General features: G+C 59.6%; 22 protein-coding genes. 8 read left to right on the forward strand and 14 right to left on the reverse strand.

Features of this window, described 5'->3' with window-relative positions; genetic code table 11:
* Positions 1–3: 3 nt before the first annotated feature.
* From J3A64_RS16020 to J3A64_RS16045, 6 genes are all read right to left on the reverse strand, one after another.
* Entirely contained in the window at positions 4–840 is an 837-nt protein-coding gene (locus J3A64_RS16020) for a carbohydrate ABC transporter permease (RefSeq protein WP_210064847.1), read from the reverse strand.
* On the reverse strand, positions 834–1,805 hold the full coding sequence (locus tag J3A64_RS16025) for a carbohydrate ABC transporter permease (RefSeq protein ID WP_210064849.1): 972 nt from the start codon (positions 1,803–1,805) through the stop codon (positions 834–836). The genes J3A64_RS16020 and J3A64_RS16025 overlap by 7 nt, the downstream gene beginning before the upstream one ends.
* Before the next feature lie 11 nt (positions 1,806–1,816).
* Positions 1,817–3,139, reverse strand: coding sequence for an ABC transporter substrate-binding protein (locus tag J3A64_RS16030; RefSeq protein WP_043469694.1), 1,323 nt, complete (start codon positions 3,137–3,139; stop codon positions 1,817–1,819).
* Between the two features lie 213 nt (positions 3,140–3,352).
* On the reverse strand, positions 3,353–4,459 hold the full coding sequence (locus J3A64_RS16035; protein ID WP_210064850.1) for a LacI family DNA-binding transcriptional regulator: 1,107 nt from the start codon (positions 4,457–4,459) through the stop codon (positions 3,353–3,355).
* A gap of 74 nt (positions 4,460–4,533) precedes the next feature.
* Positions 4,534–5,418: a PfkB family carbohydrate kinase gene (locus J3A64_RS16040; protein ID WP_011773197.1), complete on the reverse strand. Its 885-nt coding sequence runs from the start codon at positions 5,416–5,418 to the stop codon at positions 4,534–4,536.
* An 85-nt stretch (positions 5,419–5,503) separates the two neighbouring features.
* The gene (locus tag J3A64_RS16045) at positions 5,504–6,505 is read right to left on the reverse strand and encodes an SIS domain-containing protein (protein ID WP_210064852.1); all 1,002 of its coding nucleotides are present in this window, start codon (positions 6,503–6,505) and stop codon (positions 5,504–5,506) included.
* A 233-nt stretch (positions 6,506–6,738) separates the two neighbouring features.
* Here J3A64_RS16045 and J3A64_RS16050 point away from each other — a divergent pair, with 233 nt between their 5' ends.
* From J3A64_RS16050 to J3A64_RS16065, 4 genes are all read left to right on the forward strand, one after another.
* A complete protein-coding gene (locus J3A64_RS16050) occupies positions 6,739–8,451 on the forward strand; it encodes an RHS repeat protein (RefSeq protein WP_210064854.1) in 1,713 nt (570 codons plus the stop codon).
* A gap of 330 nt (positions 8,452–8,781) precedes the next feature.
* Positions 8,782–9,084: a hypothetical protein gene (locus tag J3A64_RS16055; RefSeq protein WP_210064856.1), complete on the forward strand. Its 303-nt coding sequence runs from the start codon at positions 8,782–8,784 to the stop codon at positions 9,082–9,084.
* Complete coding sequence (locus tag J3A64_RS16060) at positions 9,068–9,901, forward strand: RHS repeat-associated core domain-containing protein (protein ID WP_210064857.1); 834 nt, start codon at positions 9,068–9,070, stop codon at positions 9,899–9,901. Before J3A64_RS16055 ends, J3A64_RS16060 begins: the two co-directional genes overlap by 17 nt.
* Positions 9,898–10,224 carry a hypothetical protein gene (locus J3A64_RS16065; protein WP_210064859.1) on the forward strand — a complete coding sequence of 109 codons (327 nt, stop codon included), beginning with the start codon at positions 9,898–9,900 and terminating at the stop codon, positions 10,222–10,224. Before J3A64_RS16060 ends, J3A64_RS16065 begins: the two co-directional genes overlap by 4 nt.
* Before the next feature lie 805 nt (positions 10,225–11,029).
* Here J3A64_RS16065 and J3A64_RS16070 read toward each other — a convergent pair.
* Complete coding sequence (locus J3A64_RS16070; protein WP_210064861.1) at positions 11,030–11,257, reverse strand: hypothetical protein; 228 nt, start codon at positions 11,255–11,257, stop codon at positions 11,030–11,032.
* A gap of 600 nt (positions 11,258–11,857) precedes the next feature.
* Here J3A64_RS16070 and J3A64_RS16075 point away from each other — a divergent pair.
* The 4 genes from J3A64_RS16075 to J3A64_RS16090 all read left to right on the forward strand — a co-directional run bounded on the left by J3A64_RS16075 (position 11,858) and on the right by J3A64_RS16090 (position 16,999).
* A complete protein-coding gene (locus tag J3A64_RS16075) occupies positions 11,858–12,529 on the forward strand; it encodes a GntR family transcriptional regulator (RefSeq protein WP_210064863.1) in 672 nt (223 codons plus the stop codon).
* A gap of 228 nt (positions 12,530–12,757) precedes the next feature.
* Positions 12,758–13,816: a phosphotransferase gene (locus J3A64_RS16080; RefSeq protein WP_210064865.1), complete on the forward strand. Its 1,059-nt coding sequence runs from the start codon at positions 12,758–12,760 to the stop codon at positions 13,814–13,816.
* A 26-nt stretch (positions 13,817–13,842) separates the two neighbouring features.
* Entirely contained in the window at positions 13,843–15,204 is a 1,362-nt protein-coding gene (locus J3A64_RS16085) for an aspartate aminotransferase family protein (RefSeq protein ID WP_210064867.1), read from the forward strand.
* Between the two features lie 412 nt (positions 15,205–15,616).
* On the forward strand, positions 15,617–16,999 hold the full coding sequence (locus J3A64_RS16090) for an MFS transporter (RefSeq protein WP_210064869.1): 1,383 nt from the start codon (positions 15,617–15,619) through the stop codon (positions 16,997–16,999).
* 651 nt (positions 17,000–17,650) lie between these two features.
* Here the strand turns inward: J3A64_RS16090 and J3A64_RS16095 are convergent.
* The 7 genes from J3A64_RS16095 to J3A64_RS16125 are packed head-to-tail and all read right to left on the reverse strand — an operon-like array spanning position 17,651 to position 25,941.
* On the reverse strand, positions 17,651–18,694 hold the full coding sequence (locus J3A64_RS16095; RefSeq protein WP_210064870.1) for an NAD(P)-dependent alcohol dehydrogenase: 1,044 nt from the start codon (positions 18,692–18,694) through the stop codon (positions 17,651–17,653).
* 31 nt (positions 18,695–18,725) lie between these two features.
* Positions 18,726–20,237 (reverse strand): CoA-acylating methylmalonate-semialdehyde dehydrogenase, encoded by a 1,512-nt coding sequence (locus tag J3A64_RS16100; RefSeq protein WP_210064872.1) that lies wholly within the window; start codon positions 20,235–20,237, stop codon positions 18,726–18,728.
* Between the two features lie 44 nt (positions 20,238–20,281).
* The gene (locus tag J3A64_RS16105; protein ID WP_210064874.1) at positions 20,282–21,262 is read right to left on the reverse strand and encodes a D-2-hydroxyacid dehydrogenase; all 981 of its coding nucleotides are present in this window, start codon (positions 21,260–21,262) and stop codon (positions 20,282–20,284) included.
* Positions 21,259–22,380 carry a tartrate dehydrogenase gene (locus J3A64_RS16110; RefSeq protein ID WP_210064876.1) on the reverse strand — a complete coding sequence of 374 codons (1,122 nt, stop codon included), beginning with the start codon at positions 22,378–22,380 and terminating at the stop codon, positions 21,259–21,261. The genes J3A64_RS16105 and J3A64_RS16110 overlap by 4 nt, the downstream gene beginning before the upstream one ends.
* Positions 22,377–23,927, reverse strand: coding sequence for an aldehyde dehydrogenase family protein (locus tag J3A64_RS16115; protein WP_210064878.1), 1,551 nt, complete (start codon positions 23,925–23,927; stop codon positions 22,377–22,379). The genes J3A64_RS16110 and J3A64_RS16115 overlap by 4 nt, the downstream gene beginning before the upstream one ends.
* A 34-nt stretch (positions 23,928–23,961) precedes the next feature.
* Positions 23,962–25,239 (reverse strand): FAD-binding oxidoreductase, encoded by a 1,278-nt coding sequence (locus J3A64_RS16120; protein WP_210064880.1) that lies wholly within the window; start codon positions 25,237–25,239, stop codon positions 23,962–23,964.
* A 27-nt stretch (positions 25,240–25,266) separates the two neighbouring features.
* Positions 25,267–25,941 carry a haloacid dehalogenase type II gene (locus J3A64_RS16125; RefSeq protein WP_210064882.1) on the reverse strand — a complete coding sequence of 225 codons (675 nt, stop codon included), beginning with the start codon at positions 25,939–25,941 and terminating at the stop codon, positions 25,267–25,269.
* Positions 25,942–26,178: the final 237 nt, after the last annotated feature.

Here is a 26,178-nt window from a genome sequence, read left to right on the forward strand (position 1 = left end):
CGGCTACTTACCAACTCCGTCGGCTAGACCACGGATGAAGTACCGCTGCCCCGCAAAGAAGAGCACAATCACTGGAATTGCCGCGATGGCCATGCCTGCGAACACCACAGGGTAGTCCGTGCCGTGTTTGGACATCAGGTTGGTAAGCCCCACCGGCAGGGTCTGCAACGCTCCCCCGCTGGTGAAGACCATGGCGAAAAGGTACTCGTTCCAGGTGAACAGGATGTTCAAGAGAACAGTAGAAACGAGGATTGGCTTGCACATGGGCAGAATGACCTGCCAGAACGCCCGGGCCTTTGAGGCCCCATCAACTGAGGCTGCCTCATCCACCTCTGCGGGCAGGTCCATCATGTAAGCCCGGATAAGGAACGTCGTGAACGGAACACGGAACGCCGTGTACAGAATCAGCAACGCCCAGAGGTTGTTGTACAGCCCCAGGCTCTGGAACATCTTGACCAGCGGGATCAGCGCCACCGTGGGAGCGAGCATCAGGCCCCCGAGGATGAGAATCAGCACCACCCTGTTGAACGGGATGTTCACCCGGGTCAGTCCGTAAGCAGCCCACGCGCTGATAAATACGGTTGCAAGAGTGGAAGCCACCGTGACCAGGACGCTGGTAGTGAGATAGTCGCCCACCCCTCGGTTCCACGCGGTGACGTAGTTGTCCCATTTCCACGCAACGGGCAGGGCGAAGGGATTGGAGAACAATTCGGAGTTGGACTTCACGCCGTTGAGCAGCATCCAGACCAAGGGATAAATGACGACGACGGCGAGTGCAATCAGGAACGCTTTGACCAGGACCCGTCCAAGTACCAGGAGCACAGCTGAGCGCGTCACCATTGGACCCTCCTTTTCTTGGAGATACGAAGCTGAATGACGGCCAGGACCAACGTGATGATGAAGACAGCAGTGGCGACGGCGGCCGCGTAGCCAAAGTCATTGCGGACGAATCCGCTTCTGTAGAGCCATGTACCGAGGACCTGGCTGGAGTTGTTCGGCCCTCCGCTGGTCATCACCATGACTTCGTTGAACACTTGGAAAGCTCCCGACACCGTGACAATCATCATGAGACCGGTCATTTCCCTGACGAGTGGCAAGGAAATCGAAAAGAACCGCTGGAAGGGTCCGACGCCGTCAATGGACGCCGCTTCATACAGTTCAGACGGGATCCGCTGCAGGGCCACCGAGAACAGAAGCGTGCAGTATCCGAAGCCCTGCCATTGGCTCATGGCAATGATGGCAAAAATGGCCGTGTTTTCCTGCCCCAGCCACGCTTGAGTGAAATTCCCCAAGCCAAGGAAATCCAGCGCCGCGTTAAGGATGCCCATCTCGGGTTCGTAGATGAAGTAGAACAGGAGGCCAGCGACCGTCAGGGAGATCGCCGAGGGTACAAAGTAGACGGCTCGAAGGATTCCCCTCCACCGCTGGCTTCGCAGTCCCTCGATCATCGCGGCGAGGATCATCGCACCGAATACCTGGAAGGCGATGGAGATGATCGCGTACAGGGTGTTGTTAAGGAGTGACTTCCAGAAGATGGGGTCGTTGAACATTCGGACGTAGTTGTCCGCGCCCACAAAAGTTTGGCGGCCGCTGTAGATATCCCACTTGAGGAAACTGAACCCCAGGTTCTGAACCAGTGGCAGGTACGCAAAGACCCCTAACAGCAGGACCGCAGGCAACACCCACACGACGTTGCGCCAGTGAGTCGTCCGGGCAAACTTTCGCGTACTGGTTCTCGTGGACTTAGTGGAAGCGGGCGCCGGTGGTGGAGCCGCGGGCTTCCAGGCAGTATCGGAAACAGTCATGGTGTGTCCTGCTATTTCGCTGCACTGGAAGCAGCCCGGACAGAGGCAAGAACCTGATCCGGGGTTTGCGTTCCGGCCACCAAGGCTTCCCCACCGGCCAACCAGGCATCAGCAACCGCGGGAACAGTGACGGAGTCCAGCCAGGTGATCGCCGCGGATGCTTCGTTCACCTGCTTGATGCCCTCGACGACAGGTCCGGAAGAGTTCTCCGTGGAAACCGCGCCCTTGACAGCACTGGGCTGGCCGTATGGCGGGGCAGAGAGTTTGGCTGCGTTCTGCGTGTTGGTTACGAACTTCATGAAATCAGCTGCAAGCGCGGCGTTTTTGGAACGCGCATTGATGATGTAGCCCTCAGGGGAACCTTCGATCGCTTGTGTATCGCCCTTGGCGTCAGCGGCGGCGGGAAGCTTGAAGATGCCCAGACCGTCCTGCTTGAGTTTTGAATCGGCGGAAGCAGTGGAGTCGAATTCAAGGATCTCCTGGTAGTACATACCTGACTTGCCCTCAGCCAGGGCCTGCTGTGCCGTGGTGTAGAGGACACCGTTGGAGTCTTTGCCGCTGCCGGTGCACTCATTGACCAAGCGGGTGAACTGGTCCATTGCCTTGAGGTAGCCCTTGTCCTCGAGCTTGGCCGTCGCCGGGCTGAAGTCGGCTTGCAGCGTATCGGCCGGCACTTCGTAGGCGAAGAGTTGCTGCAGGTAGTGGAGCCCCGGCCAGCCATCCTTGTTCCCGAACGAGATCGGCTCGTAGCCGGCTCCCTTCAGCACCGAGCAGGAAGAAATCAGATCATCGAAAGTGGACGGCGGTGTCAGGCCCAGCTCTTTGAAGATGCGCTGGTTGTAACCCATGAACTTGCCGTTGTTGTAGAGCGGAACCGCGAAGTACTTGCCGTCCTTGGCGAAGGCCTTCAGCGCGGACTCGCCAAAGTTGTTGCCCCACTCGGTACCAGGGGCAATGACCGGGGTCAGATCTGCTGCGAGTCCCCCATCAATGAAGTTGTTGGCCCAGCTGCCAGCCCAGGTGAAATAGATGTCCGGCATGGCTTGGGACGCAGTCAGCGTCTTGGTCTTGTCCTTGATGCTCTGGTCCGTCTCCTGGATGAGATCGAAGGACACTTCCGGGTGCAGCTTCTTGTACTCCGCCGCCAGATCCTCAAAGTACGGTTCCAGCGGGTCTCCGCCAAACTTCGTGAGGATGCTGAGGGTTCCTGCGTACTGTGGCTCAGCGTTGGGATCCAGAACAGCGGCCGGCTGGCTACCGCCGTCGGAACAGCCGGTCAGCGCCAGCGCGGCGCCTGCCATCAATGCCATCAGTGATTGGGTGCTTTTACGCATCATGTCTTCTTTCGGTCGAAGGGCCGATCAGCCGGGGGTCCTCTAGGGGAGTGGGAAGTCATGCCCGCCGTTGGGATGTGCTTCACGGAGACGGGCTGAAAGGGTAACTGCTGGAGTGGGACTGGGGGATGGAACTTGTGATACCGGTACCACAGTGAATCATGATTTGAGGCAGCGGGGAAGAGAGCTAGAGGAAATTACAGGAGGGAATTTCTATTCGCCGCGGGCAGCGCGCACAGGGCCGTCCGAGGAACGGGCGACCAGCAGCGAGGGCAGAACGTGCTTCTTTGGGGCAGACGTATCGCCGTCAATCCTTGCAATGAGCTGCTGGGAAGCGACCGCCCCCATTTGGCGCATGGGTTGCTGGATCATGGTCAGCGGCGGATCCATGACGGCAGCCCAAGGGCTGTCGTCGAACCCGATCAGGGAGACGTCCTTCAACAGCCGAAGGTTCTTGGCCCGCAAGGAATGAAGGGCCCCAACCGTCGCCTCGGTCTCGGTGGTGAAGATGGCCGTTGGCGGGTCTGCCAAAGCCAGCATTCCACTGACAGCCCGCGTCGCCTGGCCCTCATTCTTGAGAACGTGGGTGATGAGAGCTGTGTCGAAAGGGATCCCGGCCTCTTCGAGCGCGTCGAGGTAACCCCTCAGCCGTTCACCATCACTCCAGAGGGCCTCGTCCAGGATGCTGTGCATTTGTTTCAAGTCCGTCGCCGGGCTCAGGGTCACCGGCCCCCAGGCGAATGCTATGCGCCGATGACCGTTGTGAATGAGCGACGCTACGGCCGATCGCGCAGCTTCCCGGTTGTCGATGACCACCGAATCCGTCTCCAGCTTGTCCACCAAACGGTCGATAAGCACTACAGGAGTTCCACGGTCAATGGCATTGGACAGATGCGAGACATCGTCGCTTCGGCCGGCCGCGGAGGCCACCACAAGGCCATCCACTTGCTTTGCCAGTAAAACGGCAATGGCATCGCGCTCGAGCTCAAGCTTCTCGTCAGTGCTCAGGATGATGGCGTCATAGCCGGCCGTTTTCGCCGTTTCCGAGATGCCTTTGAGCACGCCCGAGAAGAACGGGTTGGCCACATCCGCCAGCACAATTCCAAGGGTTTTGGTGACCCCTGTGGTCATGCTTCGAGCCAGCGTGTTCGGTTGGTAGCCCAATTTCTCGGCGGCCCGCATCACCTTGGCACGCGTGGCTTCACTGACCGAACCATAGTTCCCAAGGGTTCGGGCGACCGTGGCCCTCCCCACTCCCGCAGCTGCTGCTACTTCGGTAATGGTGGGGGCAGCCGGGTGGTTCTGATGATCCGTCGCCATCCGGCCCCCTTCAGTTGTGGAATCCGCGTTTGCGGTTCCGTCCGTTGATTTGTCTCTGCATCAGATCCTAGTAGCTACCGCGACTGCCCGGCCGCTACCTCGACTGCCCTGCCGTATCCAAAGGCGCCCTCCACATAACACTGAGCCGCGGCCGACTCCGCGCCACGAGCCAGGGCTTTCTGCAAAGCGTCGGCCGGCGGCCGGTACGCCCGGCTCCAGCCTGAGCCAAGCAGGCTGACCACGAGTCCCGCCAGGAAGGCATCCCCGCACCCCATGGTGTCCGCGAACCGCAGCGGGTCGGTGGGTGCCGCTGCCTGAGTGAGGAAGCGTTCGCCGTCGTACATCATTGCGCCTGACTGCCCGCGCGTCCCCACCGCAAGCGAAACGCCCGCTGCGTGTACTCGCTTGAGGTCATTTTCGACGGCGGCAACGGTCATGTTTCCGCACGACAAGAGCGCCAGGTCCACGTTGGGCGCCGTTCGGGTTAGATAGGAGTCTGTTCGACGTTCCGGCTCCGACGAGTAGTCAAAACTGACCAGCGTTTTGGTGGTTCTCACGGCAGGCAACTGGTCCTCCGACGCGGAATAGACGCTCGAATGCACCAGATCGGCTGAGGCCAAATACGTGAGGTGTTCCTCTTCAAGCATGAAGGGATCACTTGTGGTGACACCTCCGTCGTTCCATCCCAGGAAGATACGGTCACCGTCCACTACCTTGATTTCGGTGACCCCATTGAGGCCGTCACGGATGATGCACTGACTGGTATCGACACCCTCCGCATCTATGGCATCGCGGACAAAAGCCCCTAGAGGATCCGAGCCAAAGACGCCGAGATAGGCGGATTCAGCGCCCAGCCGGCGGGCGAAGACCGCGACGTTAACGCAGTTTCCCCCGGGATACATCACTTTGCGGTCGAGAAAACGGTCCACAATGTTGTCCCCGAATCCGATTACTTTCATGCTCTTCCTGTCTCGAATCTGCGGGCCCGGACAGAGCCGGGCCCGCAGCGTGGCGCTACTCCCCCGTTCGGGGTGCGGCGAACGGTCAGTACTCCACCACTCGGTAGTAGCGGCGCAGATCCAGGGAGTGGTTGCGGACGCGTTCGAGGTGCTTGCTGAACCTGTCCAGGACGGTGTCCAAAATCAGCGGGGCCAGGAGCGCACGGAAACGAGGGCTGACGCCCGGCAGATCGTAGTCCTTGCTGTCCAGCAAGGTGGTGTTCTTGTTGTAGTTTTCGGCGAACTTGGCCACGCGGTCCATCAGCGGGCGGGTCTCGTCCTCTCCCAGGAGCAGCATGAGGCTGGTGTCTTCCTCAATGAGTTCCAAGGAGCCGTGGAAGAACTCTGCGCCGTGCACGCGGGTGGTCCGGAGCCACTGCATCTCTTCCAGGATGCACATTGAATAGAGGTAGGTGAGACCCCACAAGTTTCCGGTGCCAACCAGGAAATGGTAGTCAGCATCCTTGTTCTTCTCGGCAAACGCTTCCGCCACTGATTCTGCTTGACGGGCGACGCCGACCAAGCTTTCGGGGACGGTCATTAGTTCCGTTGCCAGCTCTTCGTATCCTTCAAATTCGCCCCGCGCCGCGAGGAGTCGGGCGCTCAAGAGAATCATGGGAATGTCGAACGGCCAGGTTTTGGGTTCGGTCACCAGGGCGACATCGAGGGCTTTGGCGAAGGGGCTATCTCCGAATCCTGTAAACCCAACGGTGTAGGCGCCCTTGGCCTTGGCAAACTCGATGGCCTCGATAACGTCTTCCGTAGTGCCCGAAACGGAGGCAAAGACAGCCACGGAACCGGGACCGAACGTGGGGTCATCCGTGAGCATGAGCTCTTTGCCGATGGACGCGCGGACAGGCAGGGTGGAGCGGGACCGGATGAAGTGCTCGTACGGCAGCATCGCGGCGTAGGTTCCGCCGGCGCCGATGAGGAACAGGTTGGTCAGTCCCCGCTGCTGGACGGAGTCAACCACCGATTCGATCTGTCCCTGCAACGCCAGTGCACTGCGGGTCTGCGTGAGGAATTCCTCTTCTTTGAAGCCAAGCACGGATGGTCCTTTCAATATGACGCTGAGAGAGTTGAAACATGTTGATACCGGTATCAATATGTGGTCATCATGGTGTCATGGGGAATCGGAGGCGTCAATAGCTTTTCTGCGGGAGGTTTCGGGCGAAGGAAAGTTGCCGCGGGGCAGCGAAACGTTCGGGCGGGTCACGGGTCGTCTTCACACCATCCGGCCCGGGCGTTTACACCGCCCCCTCGCACGTCCTGGCAAAGCTTGTGAAGAACATTGATGGCACTTGGACCTACTTTCGACGCAGCAAGGAAATCTTTACCTTTGAGGTCACCGGCAAATTGGCCAGCATTGAGGACCTGAACGGTGACGCCGTGGCCTTGGTCTGGGACACATCCGGGAAACTCGCCACCGTCACGGATGACGGGGGACGGGCAATCACCTTCACCTACGGCTCCAACGGGAAAGTCGCTACCGCGACTGACCCTGCCAACCGAGTGATGTCCTACGGCTACGACGCTGCTGGCCGACTGGAGACGGTCACCCTCCCAGGAAACCGGACAACGACCTATACCTACGATGCTTCCTACCTGATTACTTCCATGACTGACCCTAGGGGTTCCGTCACCGTCAACACCTACGACCAAGCCAGCCGGGTTACCAAGCAAACCACTGCGGCAGGGGAACTTGTTCTTGCATACGGCGGAGATGGAACCGACTCAGTCACCACGATCACCTCCCTGGGCGGCCGGGTGACCAAGGAAACATACCGGGGCGGGCAGATGATCATGCGGATCGTCGGCTTCGGAACACCCCAACAGGCCACGTGGACGTATACCTACCACCCGGCCACTTTCGCCAGGACATCAGTCAAGGACCCGCTAAACCGGACCACTTCGGCTACGTATGACGCTCGTGGTAACAAACTCACTGCTACGGACGGCGGGGGAGCAACAAGCACCGCGACGTACGACTCGTTGGACAACCTGCTGACGAGCACGAACCCGGCCGGCACCACAACAACGTACACCTACGATGCCGCAGGGAACCGGTTGACGGCTTCCACACCGCTAACCGGCACGAGCCAGACCGCGGCCACTACCTACACCTACGGGAATTCAAGCCATCCTGGTGACGTCACCGCCGTCGACGATGCAAACGGGAACACCACCGCCTTCGCATACGACGTCCACGGTAATCTAAATAGCTCCACGGACGCCGTCGGGCGGACTGCAACGACAACTTGCGATGTTCTCAGCAGGGCTACAGCCACGACCACGCCCGGTGGAAAGACCACTACGGTCGAGTACAACACTGCAGGCTTCCCCGTTACAGTCACGGACCCTCTCGGAAAGCTGACCAGCTCGACTTACGACGCGGGCGGAAACACTACGTCCGTAACCGACCCTATGGGCCGCACCACAACCTACGCCTACGATGCCCTTGGCCGGAAAACCTCAACCACTACCGCCGACAACACGATCACGGCCACCGGGTATGACGCCGACGGCAATATGACGTCCCAAACAGATCAGGCTTCCCACGTCACCAGCTACGTCTACGACTCGAGGAACCGGCTCACAACATCAACGGATGCACTGAATCGGACCACTACTTACAGCTATGACGCCGCCGGCCAGTCGTCCGGGAAAACAGACCCGTCCAGCCGGACCACCACCTTCGCCTACAACTCTGCAGGAGATAAGACCGGCACCAGCTACTCCGACGGCGTCACACCGAACGAAACATTCACGTACACAGCCCTGCACCAGCTAGCCACCATGACCGATGGCACCGGCACCACCACCAACGTCTACGACTCCCTGGGGCGGTTGACGTCCAGGACGAGCGGCGCCGGCAAGAACATCGCCTACGCGTACGACCTCGCAGGGAACGTCACGGCACAGACGTACCCAAACGGCCAAACCGTCAACCGAGCCTACGACGCGGCAAACAACCTCACCTCGTTGACGGACTGACTGAACAACACGACTTCATTCACCACGACAGCTGACAGCAGGCCAGCGACAACCGCCTTCGCCAACGGCATCACATCAACGTCAACGTCAACGTACAACGACAACGGCCTTGTCACTGGCATCGATGTCACCAGCACTTCCGGCACAGTAGCCACCTCCGGCTACGCCCGCAACGACAACGGCAACCTGACCAGTGCCTCCACGACAGGCATCACACAGCCGGCCGAAGCGTACACCTACACAGACCGAGACGAACTCGCCAGCATCAACACCACCGCCTACGGATACGATGCGGCAGGAAACCCCACGACCTTTGCCAACGGGGCAACGTTGACCTACGACGCCGCCAACCAAGCCACCCAGTACGCCCTTGGCGGGACCACGACCGCCATCACCTATGACAACCAGGGCAACCGACTCATCGGCCCGGCCCCGACCACTGGTACATCCACGTACAGCTGGAACCAAGCCCAACCGACTCGCCGCAGCGAACGGAACGACCTTCGGGTACGACGCCACCGGACTGCGGTCATCTCGGACCCCAACATCGGGACCAGTCCAGGCGTTCACGTGGGACACGACTCAATCCGTACCGCTGATGCTGACAGATGGTGCTTTGAGCTACATCTATGACGCCGCCGGCAACCCGGTCGAGCACATTGACGCCAGCGGAACAGTGACCTACTACCAACACGACCAGTACGGATCCACGCGACTCCTGACCGATTCGGCAGGCATCTCGACAGCGACTTTCACGTTCGATGCCTTTGGCAATCTGACATCCAAGACTGGAACCGCTGACACGGTTCTGAGGTGGAACGACCAATGTCAGGATTCGGATACGGGCCTCTACTACCTCCGTAACCGATACTTCGACCCGACCACGGCACAATTCATTAGCGTGGATCCGCTAAGGGCGACGACGCTGAATGCCTATGGTTACGGGGGAGCGAATCCCATGGCGAATAGTGATCCACTCGGCCTCGATTGGCAAAACGATACGGCTAGCGTCTTGGATGCGGTCGCCTTTGGGTCTTCTCTTGTGGGTGCTGCTGCGAGCTTTGTAGGGTTTGGCTGCCTCTTGGCCGGAAGCGGTCATTGCGCAGGGACTGCTGCATTCATCGCCGAGGCCTCAACCGTAGTGGCGCTGGGTGCAGACGCCGGTCGAATGGTTCTCCGTAATCGATACGAGCTCGACATAATCGCATTGGATACGTTTTCTGTTGCCACAATGGGCGCTGGGCAAGGGGTGAACGCTGCCTATAGGCTTGCAAAAATGGACCGGCACAGCCGAAAAATGCTGATCGCAGGTATCAATTTCGCCGGCGGCGCTGCAGGGCTTGGCGGTGTCACCAAGGACTTCACAGAGTGGCTGTCAGGGGAAGGGACAGGGTTCCCATATTGCCCTGGGCCTGTAGGATCTCCACAAAATGAATGGGAGCTTGGATGAAGGACAGATCCAGCAAGGCGACATGGGATGCGTTCTTTGCCATGTTCGGCCCGTTTCAGCTAGCCAACGTCCTCATGCTTCTGGCCATCCTTGCGTTGGTGATTTTCAGGCCAAACATTGGTGATTCCGCAACCCACTGGTCAATTGGCCTGGTGGCTGTTCTCATAGTCACTGCGGGCGTACTGGTCGCCGTTGGTGGTGGAACTCGATTAAAGCGGCTTCGCGAATCCGCGCGGGAGGATCGCAGGCGACTTGCGCAGGGGCTGCCCCTTGAAAAGGACGAGGAACCGCCGGCGTCAGGACCGCGAAACAATGGACTCTAGTCACTCTGCTGGCAGACCATGACCCTTGGATTCGTCTTCATGGCGATGGTGCGAATTGATTCATCAGATGAGATACGCAGAGTTCAGGTTGACATAACATCCGTTATCGGCGTCAAAATAACGAGAGCTGAAGTGCTTGCGAGAACGGTCAGAGAAAGTCCGGAAGTTAACGGCAGTCGGCCGTGGAGGCTTGCCAGTCGGAAAGCATCGATGTTAAACCGAGCTCAACGGAGACGGGTGGTGCTCGAATGACCCCGGCCACCTACACGCAGTTCTCGATTGCTCGCGCAGTATTCAGCGCCAGCCACTGCCTCTTCCACCATGCCTGCCACCAAGGTGATCCGGTGGCCGCGTGCGATCGTAAAGAGTTCCTTGCAGGCGGGCCCAGCGGCTCGGCGACGTCTGGGAAGGTGACGTCAACCTCCTTCTTCTCGTGGATGGCATGGTTCGGGAAGCGGGAGAAGATTCCCCTCGGGCGCTGTGCAGCAGCCCGAAGCTGTCCCTAATGATGTTCCTCGACTTTTTGCCAGTGTCTTCAGATTCGTCGATACTGCATCGAGCCGATCGACTCGGGTGGATGCCCTTCTGTCCCTCAAACGGCTGCGTTCTTGAGGGACAGCTGAAGCCAAGGCCGGGGTGCGAGAAACGCGGATTGCAGGCAGCGGTGCCGAAAGCGGGTCAAGAAAGACGAGTTCCGCACCATTCGGTGAGGCGGCCGCGTCGACTCGGCTCTTCTGGACGGCGTCCCTCCACCTTAAAGTTTTCTGGGTGTGCATGCCTTGCCGACGAGTCCCAGGACTTTCCGCTAGGCAAAGACATCGTCCGTGTCGATCAACTCGTAGTCGTCTTCAAAATGGAACAGACGACGATCACCGATACCGTCAATCACCCAGATGGTTCGGCCATCTTCGGTTCGCTCGTCAATAGCGCCTGTGTGGCATCGCACCCCGCGACGGTAAAGGGTGACGATGTCACCACGTTCGAGTGAGGTCCATCTCGACAATCGCTTGCCCGCGCGACTGCTTTGTCGCATTCATGCCTGCCTTTCCAGTCCACGGGCGGAAGGCGCCATGGCACTCACAAAGCCCTCGCGTGAGAAGGCTAATTGCGCTTAGCATATCGTCGATTGTTGACGATTGCTAGCGGCTCACTGGCAGCCCTTGACGAGGGTTAGCAATAGAAAGCAATTGTCCGGTGCGCAAGTGGCGGCTTCCTTCTTCAGCACGTACATGGCGTAGCGCTTGGATGGCGAGCAAGACGTGGGGGCAAGACTAGGTCCTTCCGAAGTCGTGGTTTGCGCCTGTCAGGCTTCAGATGCTGGATTCGTGTCGAGGGACCTTGGCTAATCAACTTGCCACGGACGCCATCCGCAGCAACGTTCTGTCCTGCGCGCAGGATCCGCTGACCCGCCTCGTCCTGAGTGCTCAATCTGCAATATCAGGTTCGGAGCCACTGCCGTCAAACCTAGGAGCCTTACAAACCTTTCCGGCGAAGTGGGCGTGGCCAAGGGTCGCCATCTGCTTGCCGTCGCTTTGGACCTTCGGCGTGGAGCATAAACCGGGACCCCGCCGCCGTGGCCGTAGCGGATCGTGGTCAACTGCCCTAAAGTTTACTATCCTGTAGCATTGGCTGCATGGCCCGAGAGATTGAGATAGTGCACTCCTCTACCGTCCAGCAAGTGGCTGATGGCCTCACGGCTATGATCCTGGATGGAAGACTAAAGCCAGGTGAACGCCTCAGGGAGAGCGTCCTCGCTGACAATCTCCAGCTTTCCAGGAACACGGTTCGCGAAGCCGTCCGCATCGTCCAGGCAGGCGGGCTGATTCGCCACCGCCCAAATCACGGCGCTATCGTATGGGATCCTACCGATTCCGAGATCATGGACGTCTATAACGCGCGGTACTACTTGGAGACGACAGCTGCAGGGAGCATTTCCGAAACCACATCCTTGACTGAGGTTCATGCGGCAATGGAGGAGTTTCGGGCGGTCTTGCACAGCGGGGATCCATTTAGGATCGTCGAAAAAGACCTCGCGATACACAGTGCCATCGTCGGTCTTCTGGGTAGCAGGAAACTAACTGCTTTCTATCAGCAGCTGGTGACCGAACTAAGGTATTTCATGTACGTGCTGTCAACCGTCAAACATGAGTATGAGGATCCAGACGCCCTCGAAGCTGAGCACGAAAGGATTATCGACGCCCTTGAGACCCGCGATCCCGCCCTCGCTCAAAAGGTCGTCTCGGACACCATCATCGAATACCGCGACGCCATTCGGCAGATCATTGCGAACCGGCATTCAACGTAGGTACCAAGTCCCAACTTGCTAAGCCCGGCTCGTTCAGCGCAGCACTGTCGGTTCTCGACGTCCAGCAAATATCGATCGTTGGTCATGGGAAAAAATCGTGGCATAATTTCTACTGTTGAACAGTAGAGCAACTGCATCCTTGGCTGTTTTCCGCAAAACAGTCCGGACGCACAGGGTGTACCCCGCAGACGGCACCTCTACTCACCACTAGCGGCAGGAGCCAACGACATGGATGTCAGAACCGACTCTGAATTTTTCGATGCTGTCGCATCGGAGAGTGGCCTCCTGGCGGAGCAGTCTCCGCGTCCAGATTCTGCCATTTTGGAGTACCTGAGACTGTTTTACGGCCTGAAGGGTAAACTCACGCGGATTCCCACCGAGAAGGACGAAACCTTCCGCCTACAAGAGGGAAACGCTACCTACCTGGTCAAATTGTCCTCTGCCGATGAGGATCCGCAGATTGTTCACTTCCAAACGGCTTGCATGGAGCACCTGGAACGGGCATCCCCGGAACTTCCAGTCCAGCGTCTCGTAAGAAGCCTCAGTGGTGAACCTGAAGTCCACATACCGCCGTTAAGGGGTTCATATGCTCAGGTACTTCGAGTGATGCACTTTATGCCTGGAACCTTGTTGGCCAATCACGCGCCAACCGGTGGTCAACTTCGGTCGTACGGATCAAGCTTGGCCCTCCTTGGCCTTGCGTTGGAGAACTTCGACCACTCACATGACGACCGTTTGCTCATGTGGGACCTTAAACACTTTCACCGAATGCGGCCGTTGCTGAGATTTGTCGATGACAAGGACAAGCGCTCCCTGGCCGAAGGCATCTTCGACCAGTTTGATGAGAAAGTGGTTCCGCTTCTCGGTAGCCTGACGACTCAGGTGATTCACGGTGATTTCAGCCCGTTCAACGTTCTTGTCGACCCGAACGCCCCAGATTTCGTAACCGGGATTATCGACTTCGGAGACGCTGTTCGGACCCCCGTCATCTTTGATTTGAGTGTCGCCATGGCCAACCAGCTGGGAACGGAACCTAATAGACCATGGGAACGCGCTCTTAATACTATGGACGGATTCCGGAGCCTCCGCCCGCTCCCCATCCAGGAATGGGAGGCCTTGTCGGCATCGGCGCCGGCCCGTCTCTTATTGCGAGCGTTGATAACGCAGTGGCGGGCAAGCCAGTTGCCTCAGCGGCGCGATTACCTCCTCTCCCACTCTAAATCGGACTGGGACCGGCTTGCCTCCGCAGCGACAGCTCCTGCACAAATCAAGCGCCTCATACCCTGACACCGATCAACTCTCCAGGAGAAACCATGGACATCTCTTCCCGAATGATCCGCAAGCCGTCGAAGCCAATGGTTAACGGCTTTGATCCCGCCCGCATCGATGAGCTTCCGCAGCAAATGCAGGCCAATATCCGCCGGCGGGACAAGAGCCTCGGACCCGGCTACCGGCTCTTTTACGACAAACCTCTGGAAATCGTTCGGGGCAAGGGTGTCACGCTGTTTGATCAGGAAGGAAATGAGTATCTCGACGTGTACAACAACGTTCCTTCTGTGGGGCACGCCCATCCGCGCGTTATAGAAGCTGTCCACCAACAGATGCAGACGCTGAACACCAACACCCGCTACGTCCAGGAATCCATCCTTAGCTATTCTGAGCAGCTCCTTTCCACATTGCCTGCTCAGCTTGGCCACGTGATGTTCACCTGCACGGGCTCAGAAGCCAATGACCTCGCGATGCGAGTCGCAAAGTATGCCACGGGGCAACAAGGCATCATCGTCACGTCTGGCGCATACCACGGACTGACCGCCGAGGTAGCCTCATTCTCGCCATCCTTGGGCGCAGGGGTCCCCCTGGGTGCCAACGTGCGGGTCATCGACGCTCCGGACGCCCTGCGATACGCGTCGGATCACAGTTCCTTGGAGGATCACCTGCGGGCCCAAGTCCGCGCAGCCATCGCGGACCTGCAGCGACACGGTATTGGACTGGCTGCATTTATCGCCGACAGCATCTTCTCGTCGGATGGAATATTTGCGGGCCCGGCAGGCTTCCTTCGCCCAATCATTGAGGAAGTTCACGCCGTCGGTGGGCTGTACATAGCGGATGAGGTCCAGCCAGGCTTTGGGCGTACCGGTGAGGAATGGTGGGGTTTCCAGCGCCACGGGATTGTCCCGGACATTGTGACGATGGGTAAGCCCATGGGTAACGGCATCCCTATTGCCGCTGCCGTCTTCAAGCCCGAGTTGCTAGTTGAGTTCGGCAAGAATATTCGGTACTTCAACACCTTCGGCGGGAACTCCGTAGCGATAGCAGCAGCACAGGCGGTCCTGGATGTGATCCGCGACGAATCACTCATGGAAAATTCCCTTAAGGTGGGCGCTAAGATCCAAACGGAATTGCGTCAACTCACTCAGAACATGGAACAGGTGGCGGAAATCCGTGGGAGCGGCCTGTTCGTAGGAGTCGATATTGTCGCGGACGCCTCCTCTCTGACCCCTGATGGTGATACTGCGGCGCGCATCGTGAACAAGCTGCGTGAAGAACGAATTCTCATTTCGGCGTCCGGGGCCCAAGGAAACGTCTTGAAGCTGCGGCCGCCGATGTCATTCTCGATGAATGATGCCGATCGGTTGATCGAAGCTCTGGACGGGTCCCTCCGCACGCTTCATTAGGACAGCCCGTTCCCCAAGGAGCAATTTCGTAGACAGCTACGGGGGTGTTTTCCACCCACTGCGAAGGCACCCCCGAGGTCTACTTCCTCCGTCCGAAACAGGTGAGCTCAAAGAGCGGGGCGCCTCCAATATCCCCAAGCCGTCGTAGCGATCCGATTTCGGCCGGCTGCTGCTGCCGCCGTCGGTATGCGGCGAAATATGACGATCCACCTTTATTGCGAATGATTCTTGATAACATTAAGTCCATCAACAGAACTTCACCACAAGGATCCACAATGTTCCCTGCTATGAAGGATTTGACGCACTTAGTTCAGGACGTGCCAAGAGCCTGTGGCAGCGGTCTTTTCGAGCTGGCCAATCTCTTGGAAACCATTCCCCCCAAGCTGGGGACCGGTACGTTTGCGAGTTACAGATGATCCGGGAGGGGCGCAAAGCCGGCTCCAAGTTCACCAGCCGACGTAAACAAAGCGTCGAAGCTGCTCCCCAACTGCTCCTGGTAAGTCAGCTCATTTTTAACATCGGATTCTATTCAGTGGTCCCCTTCCTTGCTGTTGCCATGCGGAACGACTTCGGTCTAGGCGCGATGGCGATAGGCGTCGTTCTTGGCGCGCGCACATTTGCCCAACAAGGCCTGTTTCTATTCGGTGGTGCACTTGCCGACCATTGGGGGGCACGCCAGTCGATGATCACGGGATGTTTGGTGCGAATTTCAGGTTTTCTGCTCCTTGCCTGGGCGGCAGACTTCCCAATGTTTCTATTCGGCGCCGTCGTCACGGGCATCGGCGGCGCACTGTTTTCTCCGGCAATGCAGAGTCTCGTTGCGATTGCCGCAGAGCGTGGTCGAGGACCACATCGTGACGAGCCAGAACAGTTAGCTCATGAGGATACCCCACCAGGAGCCCCGGAGAAGGGCCAAGGTTCCACGCTCTTTGCGTTGCTCGTCGTTTGCGGGGAGGTAGGCACAGTTGTCGGTCCACTTCTGGGCTCCTTGTTACTTAACACGGGCTTTGACACTTCCCTGTTAACCGGCTCCGGTGTCTTTGCCCTGATGGCGGTGCTCTTTTGGCTATTCCTACCAAAAACCCAACCTCGTGTCCGAAAAGCCCAAGCAAGCATGCCGCACGGTCCCCGGCCGTCGGGCCTTTGGTCCTGCCTCAAGGAAAGGAAGTTTATTGGGTTCGCCGCGTTCCACAGCGTGAACCTTCTGGCGGCCAACCAACTGTATTTCGGCCTTCCAGTAGAACTGGAACGCAGCGGAGCGGGTGTGCATGCCCTGGCAGTGATCTTCGCCTATGCGTCCGTCCTGACCATTAGCCTCCAGTGGCCGATTGCCAGACTGATGCGACATGCTGGGCACAACGTAGCACTCCCCCTTGGGTTTTCCCTTCAGTCCTTAGGTTTCGCCTCGCTAGCGGCAATGGCCGTGTTTCCCGCGCCAAGCGCTCTCCCGGTCCTACCCGCCATACTGCTGGTAACTGGCCTCGCCCTCGGAAACATGTGCGTTTTGCCCGTGGCAATGGGCCTGGTTCTTGACTTCTCCGCGGGCCGTCCCACAGGCGCATATTATGGCTTGCTGGCCAGCGCTGGCGGACTTGCAGTCGTCGTCGGCAACGCCGCGTTGGCCCCGCTCTATGAACTCGCCTCCGCGCCATCACTTACGGCTGCCGCTCCCTGGGTGCTGTTGACCGTGGTTGCGGCGATTTCGGCTGCATTTATTCGACTCTTCACCCCCAAGAGCCCCGCCCATGGCGTCGGCTCAAAAAACACTCCAGACCGTGGGCAACGAGTCCAGTAGTACCGGCCGCCGGATGCTCGAGCTTTGTATACATAAAGCAACAACCCGAGGCTGTTTGTGTCCCGTAGCCGGACCGCTACTTCGAGCATCTCGTTGCCGCCGTCCGGCCAGCTCTGCTGCTGCGGTCGATGACCTTCAGGACCAGAGCACTTGCTATCGGCGTTGCTGCGATCAAATCAGTGGAGTTACTTCGACTGCTTCGCCTGCGCGGCGGGAGGGAAATCCTCTGTTATTCGACGCTATTGACAAACCAACCCTCCGCCGTAGCGACGGGAAAAGAACGTGTGACGTGAGGATCATGGATTGAGTTAGGCTGCGCGGCTGATACCCCAGACCCATGACAAAAGCCAGCTTCGCGGTGGGCGGGCGGACGCCGGTATTTTGTCACTCCTCAGTTCTTCAGGCGAAGACGTTTGCCGAGAAGGTGTGACGCATTTGCCACGCCCCTCAGGGGCGCGGCCGAGCTTTCGCTTGGCCTACAGTCGGAGACTTACGTTTACCTGACGACCAACCGTCCGCGGCACCGGTGACAATTCGCCAGTCTGCTCCCCAAACCTGGTTTGCTGGTGGGAAGCCTATTGGCCTCTATTCCGGCTACGCCTGGCCGGAGAACTCATGAAGACCGGGTTTATGACGGTCCTCTTTGGTTGATCAGAAGGTGGTGGCGTCGATGACGAAGCGGTAGTGGACATCGCTGCCCAGCACCCGTTCGAAGGCTTCGTTGATCTGACCGGCGCGAATGACTTCCACCTCTGCTCCGAGGCCGTTGGCGGCACAGAATTCCAGCATCTCCTGCGTTTGGCGAATACCGCCCATTTTGGAGCCCGCCAGGTTCCGTCGCATTGCAATGAGGGACCAGGCACGTTGACTCAATGGTTTCGAGGGAAGGCCTACCAGAACCATGGTGCCGCCAAGGGCAAGCAGCGAGAGGTATGCATCCACGTCGATGTCCGCAGAGACGGTGCTGATGATGAGATCCAGCTGACCTTTCAGGTATTCGAACGTTTCGGGTTCGGACGTTGAATAGTAGCCCTGGGCACCGAACCGGAGGGCGTCCTCCTGCTTCTTCAGCGACTGGCTGAGGACCGTAACCTCAGCGCCCATCGCGGCGGCGATCTTAACCCCCATGTGGCCAAGACCGCCCATACCGATGATGGCCACGCGCTTCCTTGGCCCTGCCCGCCAGTTACGCAGCGGCGAATACATCGTGATACCCGCACACATCAGGGGTGCCGCATCCTGGAGGGAAATGCCGTCTGGGATGCTCAGGACATAGTTTTCATCCACCACGATGCTCGTGCTGTAACCGCCGGCGGTGGGGAGGCCATCCCGGCCAAACGAGTTATAGGTGCTCGTCGCCCCCTGCAGACAGTACTGCTGCTCCCCCTCACAGCAGTTGACGCAGTCCCTGCAGGAATCAACAAAGCAACCCACTCCAACCCGGTCCCCCACCGCGTGTAGGGTGACCTTCCGGCCGATGGCTTCCACCACGCCAGCGATCTCGTGACCAACCACCAGAGGGTAGTTAATCCCTGACCATTCGCCGCGGGCAGCGTGGATGTCTGAATGGCAGATCCCGGTGTACTTGATGGAAATCCGAACATCAAAGTCACCGGAATCCCGCCGTTCCACTGTGCCAGGCTCAAGGCCCGATGTCGGAGAAGAAGCTACATAGGCGTTCGCAATCGTGGGCATACCAGCGGCGTCTTTCAGTCTCGGGTGGGGATTAGTTGGTGGGGAAGTTGTAGGAGGCGCCGGAGGCGTGGGTGGGTTCTGGCCAGCGGGAGGTGATGACTTTGCTGCGGGTGTAGAAGGAGACGCCTTCGGGGCCGTAGATGTGCTTGTCGCCGAAGAGGGAGTTCTTCCAGCCACCGAAGGAGTGGTAGGCCACCGGGACGGGAAGGGGGACGTTGATGCCTACCATGCCGACGGTCACGGAGCGTTGGAACTTCCGTGCTGCGGCGCCGGAGGAGGTGAAGATCGCGGTGCCGTTGCCGTAGGGGTTTGAGTTGATCAGCGTGATGCCTTCTTCGAGGTCTTCGACGCGGACTACTACCAGGACGGGTCCGAAGATTTCCTCGGTGTAGGCGGTCATTTCGGTGCTGACGTGGTCAATCACCGTTGGGCCGACCCAGAAACCGTCTTCGTGGCCGGGGACCACCAGGTCGCGGCCGTCAACGACCATTGCTGCGCCGGCGGTTTCGGCCTCGGTGACGATTTTGACGATGCGTTCCTTGGAAGCCGGGGTGATGACCGGACCCATGTCGGCGTCGGGTTCGGTGCCGTTCTTGACCTTGATGGCCAGGGCGCGTTCTTCGACCTTCTTCACGATCAGGTCAGCGGCATCTCCGACCGCCACGGCGACGGAGATGGCCATGCAGCGCTCCCCCGCTGAGCCGAACGCGGCAGCTGCGAGGTGGTCGGCGGCGTTGTCGAGGTCGGCGTCGGGCATCACGATGGCGTGGTTCTTCGCACCGCCCAGGGCCTGGACGCGCTTGCCTTGCTTGGTGGCGGTCTCGTGGACGTACTGGGCGATCGGGGTGGAGCCGACGAAGGAGATGCCGTCCACGTCCGGGTGGGTCAGCAGGCCGTCAACGGTTTCCTTGCCGCCGTGGAGGACCTGGAACACGCCGTCGGGCAGGCCGGCCTGCTTCCAGAGCTTTGCCAGGAGCATCGGGGCGGAGGGGTCACGTTCGGAGGGCTTGAGGATAAACGCGTTGCCGGTGGCAATGGCCATCGGAGCCATCCACAACGGCACCATGACCGGGAAGTTGAACGGGGTGATGCCCGCAACAACGCCCAAGGGTTCGCGGAAGGAGAAAACATCGATGCCGGTGGAGACCTGGTCCGAGTAGTCGCCCTTGAGCAGCTGCGGAATGCCACAAGCGAACTCGATGACCTCCAGGCCACGGCCGATCTCACCCTTCGCATCGGAAAGGACCTTTCCGTGCTCGGCGGTAATCAACTCAGCCAGTTCGTCCACGTGGGCGGCGACGAGCTCACGGAACTTGAACAACACCGCAGTGCGCTTGGCCAGGGAAATATCCCCCCAAGACCTGGCGGCCTTCTTCGCGGCGGCCACCGCCGTGTTCAGATCGGCCTCATTGGCCAGCCGCAGTTCAGCGGTGACCTGGCCGGTCGCCGGGTTGAACACCGGCCGCGTACTACTCCCCTCGCCTGTGGTTTCAGCGCCGTTGATGAAGTGGTTGATGGTGAGCGTCAACGTTGACGTGCTCATGGCAAAGTTCCTTTGGAAGCTGAATGGATAAGGGGAGAGAGGAATCAAGGAACAGGTACGAAACCAAGTTTTTTGTCCACAACGTTCTGCAGAGGTTCACCTCGGTTGAACCTCTTGAGGTTCTCCACGAACAGCTTCCCGAGATCCTCGAGGTAATGTTCGGTGTCGCCGCTCATGTGTGAGGTGATGATGACGTTCTCCATGCTCCATAGCGGGTGTTCCTCGGGCAATGGTTCTGGATGGACCACATCCAACGCGGCACCGGCAATGGATCCTGAGCGGAGCGCGTGCACCAGCGCGTCGGTGTGGACCAGTTCTCCGCGGCCTACGTTGATGAGGTGGGCCGTGGGCTTCATGGCGGAAAGGACTTGAGCGTCCACCAAGTGCTTGGTGTCGTCGGTCAGCGGTGCGGCCAGGACCACATAATCAAAGTCATTGACGGTGATCGCGAGTTCCGCGGAGGAATGGATCTCGTCAAAAAACTCGTCCCCGGGGCGGCTGCTGCGTCCTGCACCGCTGACCTGCAGCCCCACGGCACGGAACAGGGACGCGATTTCCCGTCCGATGGAACCTGTCCCCACCACTAGCGCACGCTGGCCCTGAATCCTCCGGGTGACCCGGTGCTGCCAGCGTCTGCCCTGCTGTAGCCTCAGCGAACCCCGTGAATCCTTGGCGATGTCCAGAACAAATCCAAGCGCAAATTCCGCGATCGCCCGGCTCAGGACCCCACGCGAGTTCGTGTAGGCAACGTCGCTGTTGATCAGTTCATCGAACAGGAGCTGGCCGACGCCGGCCGCTGATACGTGGACCCATTTCAGTGACGAGGCTGCTGCCCAGTTTTCGCGCAGTGCGGGCGAGAAGGAATGCCATTGGTAGAGAACATCCGCACCGTTCATTGCTTCAGCGAGTCCACCGGCCTTGGTCAGGCGGACTTCGGCCAGTTCCTCGACCTCGTCCAGCCGGGGCGGCAAGGCCTCCCGGTACAGGACAGCAACGACAGGCCGCTTCCCCACAGAAATCGTCATGATGGCGACGCCGCTGCTACAGCCGGCTTGGCTGCAGCGGTGGCATCTGCCTGGCCGACAGCATCCTGGACGTCGATGGCAGCCAGGACCGCCGCCGTGAATTCCGACGTCGACGAGGGTCCGCCGACGTCGCGGGTACCCAACCCCTCGCGCAGTACAGACTCGAAAGCCAACTGCAGATGCTCAGCAGCCTCAGGATGGCCCAGGTGCTGGAGCAGCATTGCCCCTGACCAGATCTGACCCACCGGGTTCGCCAATCCCTTGCCCGCGATGTCCGGGGCTGATCCGTGCACCGGTTCGAAGAGAGACGGGAAGTCACCGTCGGGATTCAGGTTGGCGCTGGGGGCTACACCGATGGAACCGGTAACGGAGCTGCCGAGGTCGGACAGAATGTCACCCAGCAGGTTGGAAGCGACGATGACGTCAAAGGTCCAGGGCTTCAGGACCAAGTGCGCAGCCAAGGCATCCACCAGTTCGCTGGTGAGCGTTACGTCGGGATACAGACGGATGGTTTCCTCCACCACTTCGTCCCAGAACGGCATGGTGTGGATGATGCCGTTGCTCTTGGTGGCCGAGGTCAAGTGACCCTTGCGGGAAGATGCCAACGATGCGGCGTAGTGCGCCGCACGCGATACGCCCAGACGGGTGAAGATGGTTTCCTGGACGGCGGTCTCGTGCGGTAGCCCACGGTAGGCCCGACCCCCGACCTCCGAATACTCCCCTTCGTTGTTTTCACGCACGATGAGGATATCGATCGGCTCCTTGTTCGCAAGAGGCGACTTGACGCCGTCGAGCGTTTTCACCGGGCGGAGGTTGATGTACTGCTGAAACTCGCGCCGAATGGGAATCAACAAACCCCACAGCGATTCAGTATCGGGAACCTCCGGGGATCCGACCGCCCCAAGGAAGATCGCCTCGTGCTCCGCGAGTTGATTCAGTCCGTCCTCGGGCATCATCCGTCCGTGCATGCCGTAGTAGTCCGAACCCCAGTCAAAGTGGGTGAATTGCAGGTCCAGCGAGTGCAGTTCGGCGATCCGTTCAAGGCATTCGATGGCTGCCGGGACGACTTCTTTGCCGATTCCGTCGCCCGCGATGACAGCGATTTTGTGGGTCGTCATGATGCATTCCGTTCTGAGGTGGCAGTGAGTTGCTGCCAGCGGGTGGCGGGCTCTGCCAATTTGATGATGGTGCTCTTGGGCTCGGTCATCTCGCGAACCGCGTGTTTGACGCCTTCACGTCCCACCCCGGACTTTTTGAAACCGCCGAAGGGCATCGAGTCAATCCGGACGTCACTGGTCTCATTAATCACCACGGCACCCACGTGCAGCTTGTCGGCTATGGCCAGGGCCAGCTCGATCGACTCCGTGAACACGCCGGCCTGGAGACCGTAATCGGAGTCGTTGGCGGCATGGATGGCGTCATTGATCTGGATGAACGGCATAATGCTGACCACCGGGCCGAACACTTCCTCGCGGATGACCCGGGCGTCTGCGGGCACGTCCGTGAGCACGGTGGGCTGGTAGAAGGCCCCGTGGCGCTGGCCACCCACGTGGACGGTGCCGCCAAGCCCTTTGGCCTCGTCCACCCATTCCTCCACGCGGCGGGCTTCGGTTTCAGTGATGAGGGGTCCGACGTCCGTGGTGCGATCGAACTTGGCCCCGACACGGAGTGCCCGCGTTCCAGCTACCACCTGTTCGAGGACTTGATCGAACAGGGAGATGTGAACGTAGACCCGCTGCACGGACAGGCAGTTTTGGCCTGCCACTCCGAATGCGCCGGCCACGATCGTCTCGGCCGCGGCGTCGGCGTCAGCGTCCGCGCAGACGATCGTTGCATTGTTGCCGCCCAGCTCAGAGAGGATCTTCTTTGCTCCCGCGGCGGCAGCGATACGGTCGGCAGTCTTCGGTCCACCCGTAAAGGAGATGAGGTCCACTTGGGCGTCGGTCACGATCGCCTCCGAAACACCCGGTCCCGAGACGATTGCGGCAAGGCGACCTGCCGGGACGCCCGCTTCCAACAACAGTTGGATGAAAGCAAGGCCCGTGAGTGGCGTGCGTCCCGAGGGTTTAAGGACGACGCCGTTGCCTCCGATCAGCGCCGGACCCAACTTGTGTGCCACAAGATTGAGCGGATCGTTGAAAGGGGTGATGGCCGCGACAATTCCCACGGGTTTGCGGTTGTACCAACCGACTTTGTCAGCCCCGGCCATACTGTCTTCAAACGCCAAAGTCTCTCCGCCGAGTTCGCTTGACGCGGCAGCGGATAGCCGCAACGTCTCGATGCACCGGCGCACTTCACGTTCAGCTTCGGTGATGGTCTTGCTGCTTTCCGCGGCGATGATCTCGGCAAACCGGGTGCCCTGGTCCGCGAGCAGCACTGCAGCCCGTTCCAAGGCCTCCCGCCGTTCCCGGAGAGCCCAGTCATCTTCTTGCAGGTGGCGGTAAATGAAGGCAACGGCCCTGCGCACATCCTGTGGAGTGGAGGAACACACAGTTCCCAACAGAACGCCGTCTTCGGGATCCCTGACTTCGAGGATCCTGTCAGCCGTCTCCCAACGGCTTTCCACGAACGCGCCGCCCGGCAGGGCGGCGATATTTGCCCGCCTGTAGGCGGTTTCAGCGCCCGGATCCGGGCGCGCTTCAGCGGCGGTTGTTGATGAACTCATGGGGACCTTTACCTTGCCTGGATGTTGGGATGGTCTAGCTGAAGCGGTCGATAATCTTCGCGGCTCCGCCAATGAACGGCAGGAACCATGGCGGGCCGAAGTGGCCCGGGACGGGCGGGTTCTTCAGGTCTTCCCACACGTTAGCCTGCTTGTCCCCTGCCATGTAGTGGGCCATCCTCTTGCCCATGTGGGCGGCCATCTGAACACCATGCCCGCTGTAGGCCAGTGAGTAGAACAGGCCGTCATGCTGGCCGGCATGGACCATCTGGTCCATGGAGAGGTCCACCAGGCCACCCCAGATGTAGTCCACCTTCGCGCTGGAAAGGTAGGGGAAGAGTTCAAGCATGGCCTTGCGGAGGATCTCAGCGCTCTTGACGTCCGAGTCCGGGCTGGACAACGCGAACCGGGCCCGGCCGCCGAAGAGCAGCCGGTTGTCCGGAGTGATCCGGAAGTAGTAGCAGAGCATTTTGCTGTCCGAGGCCATCCGCCGGTTCGGCAGGATGCGGGTGACCACGTCTTCCGGCAGGGGTTCGGTGCAGATGATGAAGCTGCCCACCGGAATCACGCGCCGCTGCAGCCACGGGGTGACGTTGCCGGTGTAGCCGCTGGTGGCGACCAGAACCTGCTTGGCCCTGGTGATTCCACGGGTGGTGTGGACGTCATGGACCGTGCCCGAGACCTTGTTCAGCTCGGTGGCGCCGGCCTCTTCGCAGATATCCGCCCCGGCATCAGCGGCCGCCCCCGCGAGGCCGTGAACGAACTTCCCCACGTGCAGACCCGCACCCAGGGGATCAAGCATGGCTCCCTGGTAGAAGTCGGTGCCGATTTCACTGTGGATCTCGGACTTGGGGATGACAGTGACGTGATGATCAACTAGGTTCGCCAGCAATTCCTGCGACTTCAGGAAGCCGTCGTAGTGGGACTTGTGGAACGCGAGGGAGAGCTTGCCGAAGCGCTTGTAGTCGCAGTCGATGGCGTGGTCGTGCACCAGCTTCTCGATACTGTCGATGGCGTCGTTGTATTCGCGGAACATCTCCACTGCACGGACGCTGCCGTACCGTTTGACCGCGGTGCTGAAGCCGATGGCCAACCCGGTAGTAGCCATGCCCCCGTTGCGGCCCGACGCGCCCCAACCAACGGTGTGGCGTTCGAAAACGGCGACGCTGGCGCCTTGCTTGGCGAATTCAAGGGCTGCGGACAGCCCTGTAAAACCGGCGCCAATAATCGCAACATCAACGTTCTCCGGGACCGGAGTGCGGCGATAATCGCCGGATGGCTCTGCAGTGTCGAGCCAGTAGGGGTTAAGTTTCACGGGTTGGCCTTTCGCCTCGACGTCGGTTTAGAGACCGAGGTGCTTGTTGATTTCGTCCAGCGACTTGACGGTGTTGTAGTCGTAACCCCCGGTGATGGGGTCATAGCCGCGGTCCAATACCCAGAGGTTACGGAAGCCCATGTCGTGCATCGGGTGCATGTCGTAGCGGGTGTGCGAGGCGATGTGGAGGAAGTCCTCCGGCTTGGCGTTCAGGGTGTCCAGCATGTACTCGAAGGCCTGGTAGCGCGGCTTGTAGGCCTGGGCCTGCTCGGCGGTCAACACGGCGTGAAAGTCAGCCCCGAGCTTTGGAATGCTGATCTCCAGGAAGCTGTCGTCGGCGTTGGACAGAGCCACCAGCTTGTAGTTGTCGCCCATGAGCTTCAGCGGGGCCGGGACGTCGTCGTGGGCACCAAAGTCGCGTACAGCGTCGGCGAACTCTGCCCCAGCGCCGGGGGTAGGCCCGATGCCAAAGAACTTGCACACACGGTCGAAGGAATTCTGAAGGATCTGCTCATACGGCTTGTAGTCCCCCAGAACCTCGTCGAACCTGTAGCCGCGGAAAACCTTCTTGAATGCAGGCCACTGCTCTTCGGGCAAGCGCCCGGCGAGCAGCCGGCGGGTGGTGGAATCCGTATTCCAGTTGATCAGTGTGCCGTAGATATCAAAGGAGATGTACTGCGGCCGGGAGTTGGTCTCTGCCATGATTCGTCCGTTCATTGAGATTCTGCGCCAGCCCGATGGTTGGCCAGCTGCTGGTGGTTAGCCCCCAAGGCTCCCCTAGGGAGAAACCATCTGAATAAAACTGTAGGAGCGCCCCTCGTCTCTGTCAACAATTGAACAGTTGAACCGAACTGAGTAAGATAATCGTGTTCAATTGTTGACAATTGAGCAGCTAGGTAGTTCCATTGTTGTATGGGTTGATGAGATCCACGTCACATG

This window comes from Pseudarthrobacter sp. PvP004, assembly GCF_017876035.1.
GTDB lineage: Bacteria > Actinomycetota > Actinomycetes > Actinomycetales > Micrococcaceae > Arthrobacter > Arthrobacter aurescens_A.